Raw genomic sequence first — 15,669 nt, 5'->3', positions numbered from 1 at the left:
GTTTTGTCATCGAGTGAGACGATTTCCCTATCACTAAAACTTTTATTGATTTGCTGCGCACCGCATTCGCATTAGGCCTTGACGGCGCTGGCACTCATTGAGTGACTATTCTGGGTTGCCGCGGCTGTACATTCACTCATGTACGTAGACCTGGTCTTTGCATTCATCGCGGCGTGAGCGCTGAATGGAGGTGCCAGTGCCAGCGGTGCGAGGAGTGCGGCTACGCATAAAACCTTCGTGGTAATCCATGCTGTCTGTTAGGCCCGGAACTGGCGGGCCTTGAATGCAAGTCCCGGATAGTCTAACGACAGCGAGATGGCGCCGTCAGTTCAGAACGATCCTTACAGTGATTGTCGGCAAATTTGGTGATCCCCTGCACTGGCCCTGACGTAGAGCATTCGGGCTGTGCTAGGATGCGCGTCCTGCAGATAGGCTTTTTTATCGCATGCCTGTCGATTTTGTACATTCCAGTCACTCCGGTTCGATCAAATGGTTGGCCTTTGGGCTCCTGCCACTGTGAGGCAGGTATACCGACGAATCGCGTACTGGCTCTATCCCACCCACGTGACCTTTGGTAGGGGTCACCACTAGGAGAGGAGGCGCCATGCCAACTATTACTCTTCCCGACGGCAGTCAACGTTCTTTCGATCACCCGGTTTCCGTAGCCGAAGTCGCCGCGTCCATTGGCGCAGGTCTGGCCAAGGCCACTGTTGCCGGCAAGGTCAACGGTCAACTGGTTGATGCCAGTGACATCATTGACGCCGACGTGAGCCTGCAAATCATCACCCCGAAAGATCAGGAAGGCGTGGAGATCATTCGTCACTCCTGTGCGCATCTGGTCGGCCATGCCGTCAAACAGCTGTACCCGACCGCGAAAATGGTTATCGGGCCGGTGATCGACGATGGCTTTTATTACGACATTGCCTACGAACGCCCATTTACCCCCGATGACCTGTCTGCTATCGAACAGCGGATGCAGCAGCTGATCGAAAAAGATTACGACGTCATCAAGAAAGTCACTCCGCGTGCCGAAGTAATCGAAGTGTTCAAGGCGCGTGGCGAGGATTACAAGCTCCGTCTGGTCGACGACATGCCTGACGAAAAAGCCATGGGCCTCTACTATCACGAAGAATACGTCGACATGTGCCGCGGCCCGCACGTGCCGAACACTCGTTTCCTCAAGTCGTTCAAGCTGACCAAACTGTCCGGTGCATACTGGCGCGGCGATGCTAAAAACGAACAACTGCAACGTGTGTATGGGACTGCATGGGCTGACAAGAAGCAGCTGGCGGCATACATCCAGCGCATCGAAGAAGCCGAAAAACGTGATCATCGCAAGATCGGCAAACGTCTCGGTCTGTTCCATACCCAGGAAGAAGCGCCGGGCATGGTGTTCTGGCACCCGAATGGCTGGACCCTGTATCAAGTCCTTGAGCAATACATGCGCAAGACTCAGCGTGAGAACGGTTATCTGGAGATCAAGACCCCGCAAGTGGTTGATCGCTCCCTTTGGGAGAAGTCCGGGCACTGGGCCAATTACGCTGAAAACATGTTCACGACCGAGTCGGAAAGCCGCGACTACGCCATCAAGCCCATGAACTGCCCTTGCCACGTGCAAGTGTTCAACCAGGGTCTGAAGAGCTACCGTGAGCTGCCGATGCGTCTGGCCGAATTCGGTGCCTGTCATCGTAATGAGCCGTCGGGTGCACTGCACGGCATCATGCGCGTACGTGCGTTCACTCAGGACGATGCCCATATCTTCTGCACCGAAGAGCAGATGCAGGCTGAATCTGCGGCATTTATCAAGTTGACCATGGATGTCTACGCCGACTTCGGCTTCAAAGACATCGAAATGAAGCTGTCTACTCGTCCTGAAAAGCGTGTAGGCGCCGATGAATTATGGGATCGCGCAGAGTCCGCCCTTGCAGCGGCGCTGGACAGCGCGGGTCTGCCATATGACTTGCAGCCGGGTGAAGGGGCTTTCTACGGCCCGAAAATCGAATTTTCTCTCAAGGATTGCTTGGGTCGCGTGTGGCAATGCGGTACATTGCAACTCGATTTCAACCTGCCAATCCGTCTGGGTGCTGAATTCGTTTCCGAAGATAACGGACGTAAGCATCCAGTCATGTTGCATCGCGCGATCCTCGGCTCCTTCGAGCGCTTCATCGGTATTCTGATCGAGCACTATGAAGGCGCGTTCCCTGCGTGGCTGGCTCCAACTCAGGCAGTGATCATGAATATCACTGATAAACAGGCAGATTTTTCCCTTGAAGTGGAAAAAATACTGCTTGAAAGCGGGTTTCGTGCCAAGTCCGACTTGAGAAATGAAAAGATCGGCTTTAAAATCCGCGAGCATACGTTGCTCAAGGTTCCTTATCTCCTCGTTATTGGAGATCGGGAGGTTGAAACGCAAACTGTCGCTGTGCGTACCCGTGAAGGTGCAGACCTTGGCTCAATGCCGGTCGCCCAATTCTCGGAGTTCCTTGCACAAGCGGTTTCCCGGCGTGGTCGCCAAGATTCGGAGTAATTATTATTAAGCGTGAAATGAGACAAGATAAACGAGCTGCACCGAAGGCCCCGATCAACGAGAATATCTCGGCCCGCGAGGTTCGGTTAATTGGGGCTGAAGGCGAGCAGCTTGGGATTGTGTCAATTGAAGACGCGCTTCTTAAGGCTGAAGAGGCCAAGCTCGATTTGGTGGAAATTTCCGCCGACGCTGCACCGCCTGTCTGCAAGTTGATGGACTACGGCAAATCGATCTTCGAGAAGAAGAAGCAGGTTGCCGCAGCCAAAAAGAACCAGAAGCAGATTCAGGTCAAAGAAATCAAGTTTCGTCCAGGGACGGAGGAAGGGGATTACCAGGTAAAACTACGCAACCTGGTACGTTTCCTGAGTGACGGGGACAGGGCCAAGGTGTCGTTGAGATTCCGCGGTCGTGAGATGGCCCACCAGGAGCTGGGTATGGAGCTGTTGAAGCGGGTTGAGGGTGACCTGCTCGAATACGGCGCCGTCGAACAGCATCCTAAGATGGAAGGACGCCAGCTGATCATGGTCATCGCCCCGAAAAAGAAGAAATAACCACCAGGGCACGGCAGGCCTTGCGGTTATGTTTATCAACTGAATGCGGAGTATCCGAACATGCCAAAAATGAAGACTAAAAGTGGTGCAGCTAAGCGGTTTCTGAAGACCGCGAATGGCATCAAGCACAAGCACGCTTTCAAGAGCCACATTCTGACCAAAATGTCGACCAAGCGTAAGCGTCAACTGCGCGGAAGCAGCCTGCTGCATCCGTCTGACGTGGCAAAAGTCGAGCGCATGCTGCGCCTTCGTTAATTTTGATCAAGAATAGAGGAAGTAACTCATGGCTCGTGTAAAGCGTGGCGTCATTGCCCGTAAGCGTCACAAGAAAATTCTGAAACTTGCTAAAGGCTACTACGGCGCGCGTTCACGCGTGTTCCGTGTTGCCAAGCAAGCGGTAATCAAGGCTGGCCAATACGCCTACCGTGACCGTCGTCAGAAAAAACGTCAGTTCCGCGCTCTGTGGATCGCTCGTATCAACGCCGGTGCGCGTATCAACGGTCTGTCCTACAGCCGTTTTATCGCGGGCCTGAAAAAAGCGTCGATCGAAATCGACCGCAAGGTTCTGGCTGATCTGGCAGTGAACGAAAAAGCGGCGTTTGCTGCGATTGTCGAGAAAGCTAAAGCCACTTTGGCCTAAGTCCCCGGCAGTCACCGGACTCCGTTTGGGGTTCGGTGTTAAACGTCATAAATAGGGGAAGAGCCTTATAAGCTCTTCCCCTATTTTGTATCTGGAGTCTGTACATGGAAAACCTGGACGCGCTGGTCTCTCAAGCACTTGAGGCTGTGCAAAGCGCCGAAGATATCAATGCCCTGGAGCAAATCCGGGTTCACTACCTCGGCAAAAAAGGCGAGTTGACTCAGGTGATGAAGACCCTGGGGAGCTTGCCTGCTGAAGAGCGTCCGCAGGTCGGCGCGCTGATCAACGTTGCCAAGGAGCGTGTTACAGACGTTCTCAATGCGCGCAAGGCGTCGTTCGAGCAAGCGGACCTTGCCGCCAGACTCGCCGCCGAATCGATTGATGTAACCCTTTCTGGCCGTGGCCAGATCACGGGCGGCCTGCATCCTGTTACACGGACTCTGGAACGTATCGAACAATTTTTCACCCATATCGGTTACGGCATCGCCGAAGGCCCTGAGGTGGAAGACGATTACCACAACTTCGAAGCGCTCAACATCCCAGGCCATCACCCGGCCCGGTCGATGCACGACACCTTCTACTTCAACGCGAACATGTTGTTGCGCACCCATACCTCGCCGGTACAGGTCCGCACCATGGAATCGACCAAGCCGCCGATTCGCATCGTCTGTCCAGGCCGTGTGTATCGTAGCGACTCTGATATCACTCACTCTCCGATGTTTCACCAGGTCGAAGGGCTGCTGGTTGACCGCGATATCAATTTCGCAGACCTGAAAGGCACCATCGAAGAGTTCCTGCACGTGTTCTTTGAAAAAGAACTGGCAGTGCGTTTTCGCCCTTCGTATTTCCCGTTCACCGAGCCGTCCGCTGAAGTCGACATGGAATGTGTGATGTGCAGCGGTAAAGGCTGCCGTGTCTGCAAGCAAACCGGCTGGCTGGAGGTCATGGGTTGCGGCATGGTTCATCCGAACGTGTTGCGTATGTCCGGTATAGATCCGGAAGAGTTTCAGGGCTTTGCTTTCGGCATGGGCGCAGAGCGTCTGGCCATGCTGCGTTACGGCGTCAATGACTTGCGCCTGTTCTTCGACAACGACTTGCGGTTCCTCGCGCAATTTCGCTAGGTCGCCCGTAACGAACTTTTTAGGAGAGCAGGATGAAATTCAGTGAACAATGGTTGCGCGGCTGGGTAAGCCCGCAGGTATCCCGTGACGAGCTGGCGGCTCGTCTTTCGATGGCCGGGCTGGAGGTCGACAGCGTGACCCCGGTCGCTGGTGTGTTCAGCGGTGTCGTGGTCGGTGAAGTACTGAGCACCGAACAGCATCCGGATGCCGACAAACTGCGTGTGTGTCAGGTCAGCAACGGTTCGGAAATTTTTCAGGTGGTCTGTGGCGCGCCGAACGTACGCCCCGGCCTGAAGATTCCGTTCGCCATGATCGGTGCCGAGTTGCCTGGCGACTTCAAGATCAAGAAAGCAAAGCTGCGCGGCATGGAGTCCAACGGCATGTTGTGCTCGCAGGCCGAGCTGCAAGTAGGCGAGGGTGACGACGGCTTGATGGAGCTGCCGTTGGACGCTCCGGTTGGCAAGGATTTTCGTGCCTACCTGAAGCTGGACGACGCCAGCATCGAAGTCGATCTGACGCCGAACCGCGGTGACTGCCTGTCTGTCGCCGGTCTTGCCCGTGAGGTGGGCGCGTTATATGACGCGACGGTTATCCGTCCGCAGGTGGCTCAGGTGCCTGCTGTTCACGAAGAAGTTCGTCCAGTCGAAGTGCTGGCTCCGGCTGCTTGCCCACGCTATCTGGGTCGTGTGATTCGCAATGTAGACCTGTCTCGCCCGACGCCACTCTGGATGGTTGAGCGCCTGCGTCGTTCTGACGTGCGCAGCATTGATGCAGCCGTGGACATCACCAACTATGTGATGCTTGAACTGGGTCAGCCTCTGCATGCCTTCGATTTAGCCGAAATCAACGGTGGTATTCGTGTGCGAATGGCCGAGGAGGGCGAAAAGCTGGTATTGCTCGACGGTCAGGAAGTCAGTTTGCGCGCGGACACACTGGTCATCGCGGACCATCAGCGCGCGTTGGCCATCGCCGGTGTGATGGGCGGTGAGCATAGTGGTGTCGATGCTGCGAGCACGCGTGACATCTTCTTGGAAAGTGCCTTCTTCGACCAGATCGCAGTTGCTGGCAAAGCCCGTTCTTATGGCCTGCACACCGACGCCTCCCACCGCTACGAGCGAGGTGTCGACTGGCAACTGGCTCGGGAGGCTATGGAGCGTGCCACGGGGCTGCTGCTGGAAATCACTGGCGGTGAAGCCGGGCCGATTACCGAAGTTGTAAACGAGCAGCTCCTGCCGTCGATCAATCCAATTGTTCTGCGCGCCGACCGCATCGAGCAAATGCTCGGCATGCAGATGGATGCCACCGAAGTCGAGCGTCTGCTGTCCGCGCTGGATCTACAGGTGGTCTTGGAAACGGCTGGTCAGTGGCGCGTCAAGGTACCAAGCCATCGCTTCGACATCACCCTTGAAGTGGATCTGATCGAAGAATTGGCGCGTCTGTACGGTTACAACCGCTTGCCGGTTCGCTATCCGCAAGCGCGTCTGGCGCCACAGGCGAGTGCCGAAGCTAAAAGCGATCTGCCTGCGCTGCGACGTTTGTTGGTCGCGCGCGGTTATCAGGAAGCGATCACCTACAGCTTCATCGATCAGAAATGGTTCGAGCTATTCAGCCCGGGTGTAGAGCCGCTATTGCTAGCCAACCCGATTTCCGCTGACATGGCAGCCATGCGCTCGTCGCTGTGGCCGGGCCTGGTCAAGTCCCTGCAGCACAATCTCAACCGCCAGCAGGATCGTGTGCGGTTGTTCGAAAGCGGGCTGCGATTCGTCGGCCAACTTGAAGATTTGAAGCAAGAGCCTATGCTGGCCGGTGTGATTTGCGGAAGCCGCTTGCCCGAAGGTTGGGCGCAAGGGCGAGATCCGGTGGACTTCTTCGATGTCAAAGCGGACGTTGAAGCGATATTGGGCTTCGCTGGCGCGCAGGAAGATTTCCGTTTCGTACCCGGACATCATCCAGCCCTGCATCCGGGCCAGACTGCTCGCATCGAGCGCGATGGTCGTGAAGTCGGTTATATAGGTGCTTTGCATCCGGAACTTTCCAAAACCTTGGGGCTGGATCGTCCGGTATTCGTTTTTGAGCTGATATTGGCCGATGTCGCCAAAGGCCAATTGCCGAAATTCCGCGAATTGTCGCGCTTCCCGGAGGTCCGCCGTGACCTCGCAATAGTGGCGGATCGTGAGGTTGCGGCCTCGGCGTTGCTGGACGTTATTCGTGGAAATGCAGGGGAATGGCTGACAGACCTCAGGCTATTTGATGTTTATCAGGGTAAAGGCATTGATCCGCATAGAAAAAGCCTTGCAGTTGGCTTGACCTGGCAACATCCATCGCGCACTCTTACTGACGATGAGGTAAACGCTTCGACGCAGCAAATTCTCACCTCGCTAGAGGAAAGGTTAAACGCCACGTTAAGGAAGTAGCGTATGGGGGCTCTGACGAAAGCTGAGATGGCCGAACGTCTGTACGAAGAGCTAGGCCTGAATAAACGAGAAGCCAAGGAACTGGTTGAGCTGTTCTTTGAGGAAATCAGGCACGCTCTGGAAGATAACGAGCAGGTCAAGTTGTCCGGTTTCGGAAATTTTGACCTGCGAGACAAGCGCCAGCGACCGGGCCGAAATCCCAAAACAGGGGAAGAAATTCCGATTACGGCTCGCCGTGTGGTCACCTTTCGCCCAGGGCAGAAACTGAAAGCCCGAGTTGAGGCATATGCTGGAACCAGGTCATAACGACGAGCTGCCGCCTATTCCTGGCAAACGCTACTTCACCATTGGTGAGGTCAGTGAGCTCTGTGCGGTCAAACCGCACGTTCTGCGTTATTGGGAGCAGGAGTTTCCTCAACTCAACCCGGTCAAGCGCCGCGGAAACCGTCGGTACTATCAGCGGCAGGATGTGCTGATGATCCGACAGATCCGCGCCCTGCTCTACGACCAGGGTTTCACTATTGGTGGGGCGCGTTTGCGCATGTCCAGCGATGAGGTCAAAGACGATTCTTTGCAGTACAAGCAATTGCTTAAGCAGATGATCGTAGAGCTGGAAGACGTTTTGGTGGTATTGCGTAAATAGCAGCCTTGATCAAAATACTTCCCTGATTCAAAAGCTTAGGGTATATTTCTCGAAGCTTTCGCAAGAAGTCACAGTTTCACGCCTAGTCGGGGCGTAGCGCAGTCCGGTAGCGCACTAGCATGGGGTGCTAGGGGTCGAGTGTTCGAATCACTCCGTCCCGACCATATATTTCAATGATAAGGGCCAATGTTCACAGCATTGGCCTTTTTCATGCGCGTGATTTCTGTACTGATCCGCGTCAAGTTGTTCGAATTCGGCATTTTTCGACCCGTACTATCTGGATGCCACCCGCGTGCCGAATGGCACATCGTTCATGTGCAATCGCCCCGGCCGATGACCGGCCCTGCCAATGAAGACAAAGGTGGAGGAAGAAATGAAACTCAGGGTGTTGTTGGGTGCGGCCGATATGGGCACACCACTCGCGTCCGCTTCTAGAGGCGAGCCGCGTATTGCCACAATTGATTCACTCTCTTCAGAAGACCGCGTCAGGCTCGTTGAACTCTACTAATTCCCCGACGCCGTCAACGCAAGGCTTGAACCGGTCTGGTACGTGACTGGTGCGGAACTCGGTCGTAGCGAGCGTTGCTTAACTCAATAACACATTGAGCCCGCAGCGCCAGTTCACGGACAAATCCCGATACGTGCGAATCGATGTGCTCGGTAGTCACGCAAGTTCATCAGTTTTTGTTCTATTCGGATCGCTTATTTATGCGAAGCCAATGATCTGCAACATCGCCCATGGTTAGTTTTTCTCCCTGTTTCATCCAAGCCATGAACGCCCGGTCGAATTTAAACGCCTCCCCACACTGCGAGATCATGAATCGCCTAACCTTCTGCGTATTTCGGTAATTATCGTCCAGAGGTGTTTCGCGGGTGATAGATCCTGAGTGCCAATCAAACGTCATGGTCGCTACCTTGTGAATGCCGAGATCTATCGACGACGTGATGAGCATAGCCATTCACACCATTAAGTGCCGTGCGCTGTCCAGCTTTTAGATCCCATCCGTATCCCCTCCGCCAGACTGGCAATTCCCAATCGCGCCGGTGTCCAGTGACCGTGACTGGGACGTTACAGGCTCAGACTGCGGTTTGAGCGAGTGAGTCGGCCATTCGACAGAGCGTACTGGTCTGCGATCAACGGTATGAACATTTATGAGATGATGGCTGTCTGACATCACTCTGAATTTCACTGGCCCTGCGAGGCCTGCCATGACCGACTTGCATCACCAAAACCCCTGCCGTTTGCCCACGCTCCTGTTATTTACGCTGCTGTCGATGATCGGCATTTCCGTGCTTTGGGAGTTCAAATTTGAAGCCTTGGCAATGCAGTGGCTAAATCTGCCTTACGACAGCGACTTCGAGGACGCGGAACGCTGGAGGTTTGTGTTGACTGCTACTGCATTCTCTTTGCTTTCGTTGATTGCGCCTACTCTGGTACTCAAACGGCTGGTGGCAAATACGCGCTCCAGCTATCGTCGCCTGCAGCGTGTACAACTGCTGACCGAAGCATTGGCTAAATATGACTCGCTTACCGGCTTGATTAACCGGCGCATTTTCATGGAGTCGTTACTCGATCAGCTTGGTCGGAACCATCCAGCAGCGATCATGCTCATTGACCTTGACCATTTCAAGGCAATCAATGACCAGCATGGGCATTCGGTAGGCGACCATACCCTCATTGAGGTCGGCCGCAGGCTTCAGGATATTGCACGGCTGTATGACGGTATGGCCGTGCGTTTGGGCGGTGATGAGTTTTGTCTATTATTTCTGACGCATAAAGAAGAGAACGAACTGGTTGAAATAGCTGAGACTGTTCTGTCGAAATTAGCTAAACCCTTGCCGGAAACTAAAGGCTTCTGCAGGCTGGGGGCGACGATTGGCATTTCGCGGTCCTGGCTGGACGCGCAAGAAGCATCAGCCCTTCTACATTGCGCTGATATAGCCATGTATAAGGGAAAGAGCAACGGACGATTAACGTTCAGCTTCTACGACAGCGAGTATGAATGTCAGCGCCGAGCTCAATCTGAACTTGAGGTGGCCCTTAGGCAAGCTCTAGAAGGGGAGGAGATCGTCCCTTTTTATCAGCCGATTGTTATTCTTCCCGCTCAAGAAATCGTTGGTTTCGAGATTCTCGCGCGCTGGGTCAAGCCGGATGGCAGCATTGGCATGCCTGCGGATTTCATTCCGGTCCTTGAGCGACTGGGATTGATTTCCGCAATGACTCGTTCGCTGGTCAAGCAAGCCTGTCGAGCTGCCAAAAGTTGGGACGGCCATCTGCATCTGTCATTGAATATCAGCGCCGCGATGGTTGCAGATCAGTTTTTTCCTGATCAGCTTTTGGAACAACTCACACATGAGAAATTCCCCTTTAATCGTTTTGAGATAGAAATCACCGAAGAGGCTCTTGTCGGGAATCTGGAAGCGGCGCAGCGAAATCTGAGCAGACTCAATTCCCATGGCATAACCGTGGCGCTGGACGATTTCGGCACTGGCTATTCGGGCTTGTATCACCTGACTCGGTTGTCCATTGACAAGATCAAGATAGACCGTTCTTTCTTCGAGGCTGGGCAAACAGACCATTTACCCATGGTAGAAGCCATCTTGGGAATGGCCCGGAGTATGAACATGAAGGTGACTGCCGAAGGCATTGAGGATTTTCATCTGCCACATCTGCCGTCGTGGTTGGCAGACAACGGCTGTCACTATGCGCAGGGTTATCTTTATGGACGACCACAAGCGCACGTTGAAATGGTTCCGGTATTGGCCGAATTCCCCTTTAACTAGTCTTTGCTTCAACTAATCCTTTGGACTCAATCGCCGAAAACGTTAGTCAGTGCAGATCCGGGCCGCTTTACCATCAGCAAGCCATTGAGTCGCTTCCGAGAGTTTCTATAGAATGCATGCCGTTCGTCAGAGCCGCTGCACGTTTTACCAGTTATCCAGTCCATTCAACGCTGGTAGAAAACCTGGGATTTTATGCGAAGCACAAATTACGACCCCCCCAACGCGCTCGATCTGCTCAATGAACTTGATCGATCGACCGAGGAAATGATGGCCTTGCATGTTGGGCAGGTCGGCGGTCAACGTTGGCAGGACGCTTGCGCGCGTCAACAGCGTGCTTTTCGAGCCTGGCGCGATTACCTTTTTCTCAAGGCAGATGAGAAACCGCCCGCTAAGCTGCTCAGTATCGCCTGAAGTTCCGGGCGCCCTGAGCGCCGAATATTTGGCAGAGGGTGTTATCCTGCCTGCCTTTAGTTAAGGAGCAGGTGCGTTGAAAGCGTTTACGTTTCTTCGCGATCCGATGTTTCTGGTGGGCGCTCCGGTTCTCATCCTGGCGCTCATTTACGACCAGCCGGTCCTGATGGGGCTTGGAATGTCTTTAGTCGCGTGCACGCTGCTCGCGAGCTGACCAGAACGCGCTGACACATGCCGCGGCCACATTCCTCGGTAGACGGAGATTGTCGCTCTTGACTGAGTGCTGTTCTGGTTATCGCGCTTATTTCAGATAAAGTTAAGTATCTCGGGAAGCCCTGGTTCAGATCTCCCAATCCACTCGTTCATGTGAAGGTCGGCTGCCAACGCTCATCAGTTGTCCTGAGTCAACTAACCATTCGTCCATCTTCGGGCACTCGCCAGTTATTGGGGTATCCCAATTCCCTGTGCATGGATGTCCCATGCAACAAGGTTGGAGAAACGAGATGGAAATGAATCCCGACGCACCAGGTAATGTTTCGCAAAAAGGCGTAAACAGCGACGCGGATAATGAAACCGGGTTCGATCATCGTTCGCAAGGCCAAGCGGATCCTTCTTCGGACAATGGCAAAGACGTCGGCGATGAGTTGGGCTTTGACCCTGACTCGCCCGATCTTTCGGATCCTGCCGTGGATCCGCTTCACCCGGCGCGTACCAGCAACGACCCTGTTCCCTCTGGGAAGCGCTTGGGTAGTAGAGACTAAGTTTTGACTGGCAATTACGGCATTGCTAAGCAGTAATATCGAGAAACCCGGCCATTTCGCCGGGTTTTTTGTTCCTGCTTTTTGATTAGGGCGGTGTTCGGTGTTGTCCGATCCGATGTCGCCTGTTAACGGTCGAATCTTTATAAATGGTGCTTGAGAGTTCGTCGCACACGTTCGGCATTGGTTGCTTCAATGCCCATATGCCAATCCTCTTGACGCACAATGGCTGAGCCCTCTCGCGCCTTGCCATGCCGTGACTGCCGTTGTTCGGAATTCAGGAACGAATTGCCTCCAGGCTTGGTCAACCCAATTCGTCAACTTAGAACTCGGTACTCTCCATGAGCACGATGATCGATAACTTCGCTGAAACGCTGAGCGATGATCTGTATGAAAAAACCCGTAAGCAGCTCAACACGTTTATCGACGAGACTAACGCGCTGCTGGCCGCAGGTGACGCACTGCATGAAGACCGTACTTCACAGGCCCGAGAGCGCCTGAACAGGTTTTTGAAGGGCGCCTCGTTGAGAGCAGCAGCCTCCAGAGGCGCGGAATTTGCCACATCAGAGTTTGCTGTTGAACAACCCCCACTGACCCGAGCGATCGATGGCGCCAAGGGCTACGTCAGGGCTTATCCGTGGGCTGCGGTCGGCGCGGCGGCGGGGGTTGGCTTGATTGTCAGCATTTTGCTCAATCGCAGGCAGCCCTGAGGATAGACGAAATGCGTCGTGGTATCGCAACGATGCGCAGGGGACCAGGGGGAAGATTCTCGCTTTCCAATGCTTACAAGCGTTGTGAGGGAGCGCGGGTGTTTTATCCACGGTATTGGCTGCTTTATGGCTCGCCAAGCGTTGTCACAGCAGGTGGCCTTGGGGTCTATCTGACCCCGGGCGATGAATTGCAAAAGTATCTAAGGGGGCCTTGCATGGGTGTCGACGAAGAGGCAGTTCGTCAACTGGCGCAGCTGATCTGGGAAACAGAGGGCAGGCCCGATGGGCAGGAGACCCGGCACTGGGAAATGGCAACCAAGCTTGCCGAATCGGCGGCCATGGCGCCTGTGCGTTCGGTGCACCGGCATCGGGTGGATACGCTGTTTCCAAACCCGGATGACGACGCTGACGATAAGTAAACCCGATAACGCCGCGCTTGCGGCGTCTACGGTTGACAGCGTGATGCCGCAGATGCGGCATTCCAAGGCACGATCAAGCGTCTCCGGTCGCTACAGTGGAGACCGCATGCGTGGCGCGTGCGTCGGTGATTGCCCAGTACCACATTCCCAAACCGCCTAATGTCAGGCCCGCTGCGGCGTAACCTGCCGCAGGCAGACCAAGGCCTGCGGAAATGACCATACCGCCGACCCAGGGGCCAATGGCATTGGCCAGGTTGAAGGCGCTTTGCACCAGAGCACCCGCCAGTGACTGAGCGTTGGGCGCCACGTCCATCAACCGCGTCTGCAGAATCGCTGCCAGACCGACCCCGCAGCCAACAAAAAATACCGCTGGGATCAGCAGCCACAGGTTATTCGTAGCCGATGGATACACGGCAAGGACCAACGCTGTGAACCCAAGCGAAATCCCTGCCGAGCGCATGGTTGCCCGATCCGCTGCCCAGCCGCACACCAGATTACCTGCAGTGGTACCCAGGCCGAACACTGCCATGACCACCGGGATCATCAAGCTCGAAGCGTGGGTGACCTCGATCAGTGTCGCCGCCAGATAGGTGTAGACGCAGAAAATCCCGCCAAAGCCGATGCCGGCAATTCCCAGCGTCAGCCACACTTGACGTGAACGTAACGCGTCAAGTTCGCGTAACGGGCTGGCATCGGGCTGCGCGGGGGAAGCGGGCGCCAGCAGGCGGATCAGCAGCGCTGTAATTGCGGCAAGCAGGGCAACCACACCCAAGCCCCAACGCCAGCCGACGGTCTGACCTATCCAGGTCGCGAAGGGTACGCCGACGATGGTGGCGATGGTCAGGCCCAGGAACACTCGGGAAACCGCTTGGGCTCGCTGGTTCTTCGGCACCAGTGACGCCGCCAGCAGCATGGCCACGCCAAAGTAGGCGCCATGGGGAAAGCCGCTCAGAAAGCGAAAGAACACCAGCCACGGCAGCGAGGGGGCAACGGCGCTCAGTGCATTGGCGAGGCCGATGAAGGCTGCAAGCCCGACCAACAGCGCCCGACGCGGCAACCTGACACCCAGCACCATGATCACCGGCGAACCCACTACCACTCCCAATGCATAGGCGCTGATGGCGTGGCCTGCCAGTGGTTGCGTACTCTGGAAGTCGCTTGCAATGAACGGTAACAGCGTCATCGACGCGAATTCGGTGGTGCCGATGGCGAAGGCGCCCATGGCCAGAGCGAAGAGCAGCCAGCCCATGTTGAAGTCGTGAGGGGTTACAGAGGAGGTATTCATGTGGGGATGAGCGCGGCGCATTTGGGAAGAAGCGCTCCGTTATACCTGAAACCGGTTTCATATCAACTTGAAACCGGCAGCAATCGCCAACGATGGCGCGTGCCACTCAGGTGGAGCGCGCCATGTTGATCAGGAGCATTGCTTAAACTTCGGGCCACGCCCCATCAATGATATTGACGCGCAATAGCGTTTGCGACCATCGGCCTGATGCTCTGTCAGTCCTTGGATTTGGCATCAGGCAACGCCGCGCCCTTGGGCCACAGCATCCAGATTTGCCCCTGTTGTTTCATATTGCCCGCCAGTTCGCCTGCACCGTCGCCTGTGCCCCAGAACATGTCGGCGCGCACTTCGCCTGCGATGGCACCTCCGGTGTCCTGGGCGGCCACCGGGCGCACCAGCGGCGAACCGTCTGGTCGAGTCGAGGACAGCCACAGCAGGCTGCCCAGCGGAATGACCTTGCGATCGATAGCCACGCTGTAACCCGCCGTCAATGGCACGTTCAGCGAGCCGCGAGGGCCTTCGTCGCTGTCCGGGCGCAGGGTGAAGAATACGTAACTGGGGTTGCTGCCCAACAGCTCATGGACGCGCTCGGGATGGGCGATGGCCCAGTCGCGAATGCGCCCCATGGAGACCTCGTCCTTAGTCAGTTGGCCCTGCTCGACCAGCCAGCGACCGACGGGTTTGTAGGGGTGGCCGTTCTGATCGGCATACGCGATGCGCAACTGGCGACCGCTTTCAAGTTGCACGCGCCCGGATCCCTGAATCTGCAGAAATTGCAGGTCGATGGGGTTTTCCAGCCAGGCCAGGACCGGGGCGTTGGCACCTTTTTCGTTGATGGTGGCAGCGTCGTCGTAAGGACGCAGGACGCGACCGTCGAGCCGGCCGCGCAGGCGCTTGCCTTTGAGTTCCGGGTAGATGCTGTCCAGATTAACGATGATCAGATCGTCGGGCACACCGTAGATCGCCACCGGGTGCTGATCGTTGTGTGCCTCGCTGCCTTTATAGACGGGTTCGTAATAGCCGGTGATCAGGCCGTTGGCGCCATGTTCGGAGGAACGCAGGCTATAGACCTGCAACTGGCTTTTGAGGAAGTCGCGAACGGCAGCGGGCTGCTGGGGCACTTGTGCGGCCATGGCACAGGTGGAGCCCCATACCGGGTCCTTGGCGAGCCGCTTGCACGCCGAGAACCAGCTGTTGTAGCCAGCGATCAGGTCGGCATCGTCGACCGCAGGCAGTGTGTCCCATTCGACGCTCACATAGGTGGTGGCTTCGGAAGGCTTGGTCTTCGGGGCGCCGCCGTCGCAGGCGGCGAGCAGGGCGATCAACGGCGCGAGGCAAAACAGAAAGCGGCGCCAGTGCAGGCTTGGGGTCATCACGCGGGGTGTTCCTGAAAACAAGTGAAGGCG

Annotated in this window: 15 protein-coding genes, 1 tRNA gene and 1 pseudogene; 14 read left to right on the top strand and 3 right to left on the bottom strand. The window is 55.7% G+C overall.

The features are described from left to right. Window positions 1-604: 604 nt before the first annotated feature. The 9 genes from thrS (at window position 605) to EC915_RS09965 (ending at window position 8,060) form a co-directional block, all read left to right on the top strand. The gene (thrS, locus tag EC915_RS10005) at window positions 605-2,527 is read left to right on the top strand and encodes a threonine--tRNA ligase (protein WP_133750368.1); all 1,923 of its coding nucleotides are present in this window, start codon (window positions 605-607) and stop codon (window positions 2,525-2,527) included. Continuing rightward, on the top strand, window positions 2,527-3,078 hold the full coding sequence (infC, locus tag EC915_RS10000; RefSeq protein WP_177413368.1) for a translation initiation factor IF-3: 552 nt from the start codon (window positions 2,527-2,529) through the stop codon (window positions 3,076-3,078). The genes thrS and infC overlap by 1 nt, the downstream gene beginning before the upstream one ends. Window positions 3,079-3,138: 60 nt before the next feature. After that, a complete protein-coding gene (rpmI, locus tag EC915_RS09995; RefSeq protein WP_002553160.1) occupies window positions 3,139-3,333 on the top strand; it encodes a 50S ribosomal protein L35 in 195 nt (64 codons plus the stop codon). Window positions 3,334-3,361: 28 nt separating this feature from the next. Continuing rightward, entirely contained in the window at window positions 3,362-3,718 is a 357-nt protein-coding gene (gene rplT, locus EC915_RS09990; protein ID WP_007905879.1) for a 50S ribosomal protein L20, read from the top strand. A gap of 104 nt (window positions 3,719-3,822) precedes the next feature. Next, window positions 3,823-4,839: a phenylalanine--tRNA ligase subunit alpha gene (gene pheS, locus EC915_RS09985; RefSeq protein WP_133750366.1), complete on the top strand. Its 1,017-nt coding sequence runs from the start codon at window positions 3,823-3,825 to the stop codon at window positions 4,837-4,839. A 32-nt stretch (window positions 4,840-4,871) separates the two neighbouring features. Further along, entirely contained in the window at window positions 4,872-7,253 is a 2,382-nt protein-coding gene (pheT, locus tag EC915_RS09980) for a phenylalanine--tRNA ligase subunit beta (protein ID WP_133750365.1), read from the top strand. Between the two features lie 3 nt (window positions 7,254-7,256). Next, window positions 7,257-7,559, top strand: a complete 303-nt coding sequence (gene ihfA / locus EC915_RS09975; protein WP_019741137.1) for an integration host factor subunit alpha — start codon at window positions 7,257-7,259, stop codon at window positions 7,557-7,559. Further along, window positions 7,540-7,896 carry a MerR family transcriptional regulator gene (locus EC915_RS09970; protein ID WP_133750364.1) on the top strand — a complete coding sequence of 119 codons (357 nt, stop codon included), beginning with the start codon at window positions 7,540-7,542 and terminating at the stop codon, window positions 7,894-7,896. The genes ihfA and EC915_RS09970 overlap by 20 nt, the downstream gene beginning before the upstream one ends. A gap of 87 nt (window positions 7,897-7,983) precedes the next feature. Continuing rightward, a tRNA-Pro gene (locus EC915_RS09965) sits at window positions 7,984-8,060 on the top strand. Window positions 8,061-8,585: 525 nt separating this feature from the next. On the opposite strand, the gene EC915_RS25245 is transcribed toward EC915_RS09965, so the two are convergent. Then, the gene (locus tag EC915_RS25245) at window positions 8,586-8,801 is read right to left on the bottom strand and encodes a DUF6434 domain-containing protein (RefSeq protein ID WP_133750691.1); all 216 of its coding nucleotides are present in this window, start codon (window positions 8,799-8,801) and stop codon (window positions 8,586-8,588) included. A 304-nt stretch (window positions 8,802-9,105) separates the two neighbouring features. Between EC915_RS25245 and EC915_RS09955 the strand changes: the two genes are divergently transcribed. The 5 genes and pseudogenes from EC915_RS09955 to EC915_RS09935 all read left to right on the top strand — a co-directional run bounded on the left by EC915_RS09955 (window position 9,106) and on the right by EC915_RS09935 (window position 12,978). Further along, complete coding sequence (locus tag EC915_RS09955; RefSeq protein WP_133750363.1) at window positions 9,106-10,680, top strand: bifunctional diguanylate cyclase/phosphodiesterase; 1,575 nt, start codon at window positions 9,106-9,108, stop codon at window positions 10,678-10,680. Window positions 10,681-11,167: 487 nt separating this feature from the next. Then, window positions 11,168-11,305, top strand: a complete 138-nt coding sequence (locus EC915_RS24815; protein ID WP_166650962.1) for a hypothetical protein — start codon at window positions 11,168-11,170, stop codon at window positions 11,303-11,305. A 397-nt stretch (window positions 11,306-11,702) separates the two neighbouring features. Continuing rightward, window positions 11,703-11,852 (top strand): annotated as a pseudogene (locus tag EC915_RS25450) (DUF6021 family protein); the annotation flags it as partial. A 338-nt stretch (window positions 11,853-12,190) separates the two neighbouring features. Next, window positions 12,191-12,559, top strand: a complete 369-nt coding sequence (locus tag EC915_RS09940) for a DUF883 family protein (RefSeq protein ID WP_133750360.1) — start codon at window positions 12,191-12,193, stop codon at window positions 12,557-12,559. Between the two features lie 215 nt (window positions 12,560-12,774). Next, on the top strand, window positions 12,775-12,978 hold the full coding sequence (locus EC915_RS09935) for a DUF2934 domain-containing protein (RefSeq protein ID WP_133750359.1): 204 nt from the start codon (window positions 12,775-12,777) through the stop codon (window positions 12,976-12,978). Between the two features lie 73 nt (window positions 12,979-13,051). Here EC915_RS09935 and EC915_RS09930 read toward each other — a convergent pair whose 3' ends face one another. Next, on the bottom strand, window positions 13,052-14,263 hold the full coding sequence (locus EC915_RS09930; RefSeq protein WP_133750358.1) for an MFS transporter: 1,212 nt from the start codon (window positions 14,261-14,263) through the stop codon (window positions 13,052-13,054). Window positions 14,264-14,478: 215 nt separating this feature from the next. Next, a complete protein-coding gene (locus EC915_RS09925; protein WP_133750690.1) occupies window positions 14,479-15,636 on the bottom strand; it encodes a murein transglycosylase A in 1,158 nt (385 codons plus the stop codon). Window positions 15,637-15,669 lie beyond the last annotated feature (33 nt).

This window comes from Pseudomonas sp. LP_7_YM, assembly GCF_004364435.1.
Classification (GTDB): domain Bacteria; phylum Pseudomonadota; class Gammaproteobacteria; order Pseudomonadales; family Pseudomonadaceae; genus Aquipseudomonas.
This window is presented reverse-complemented; position numbering and strand designations above follow the sequence as displayed.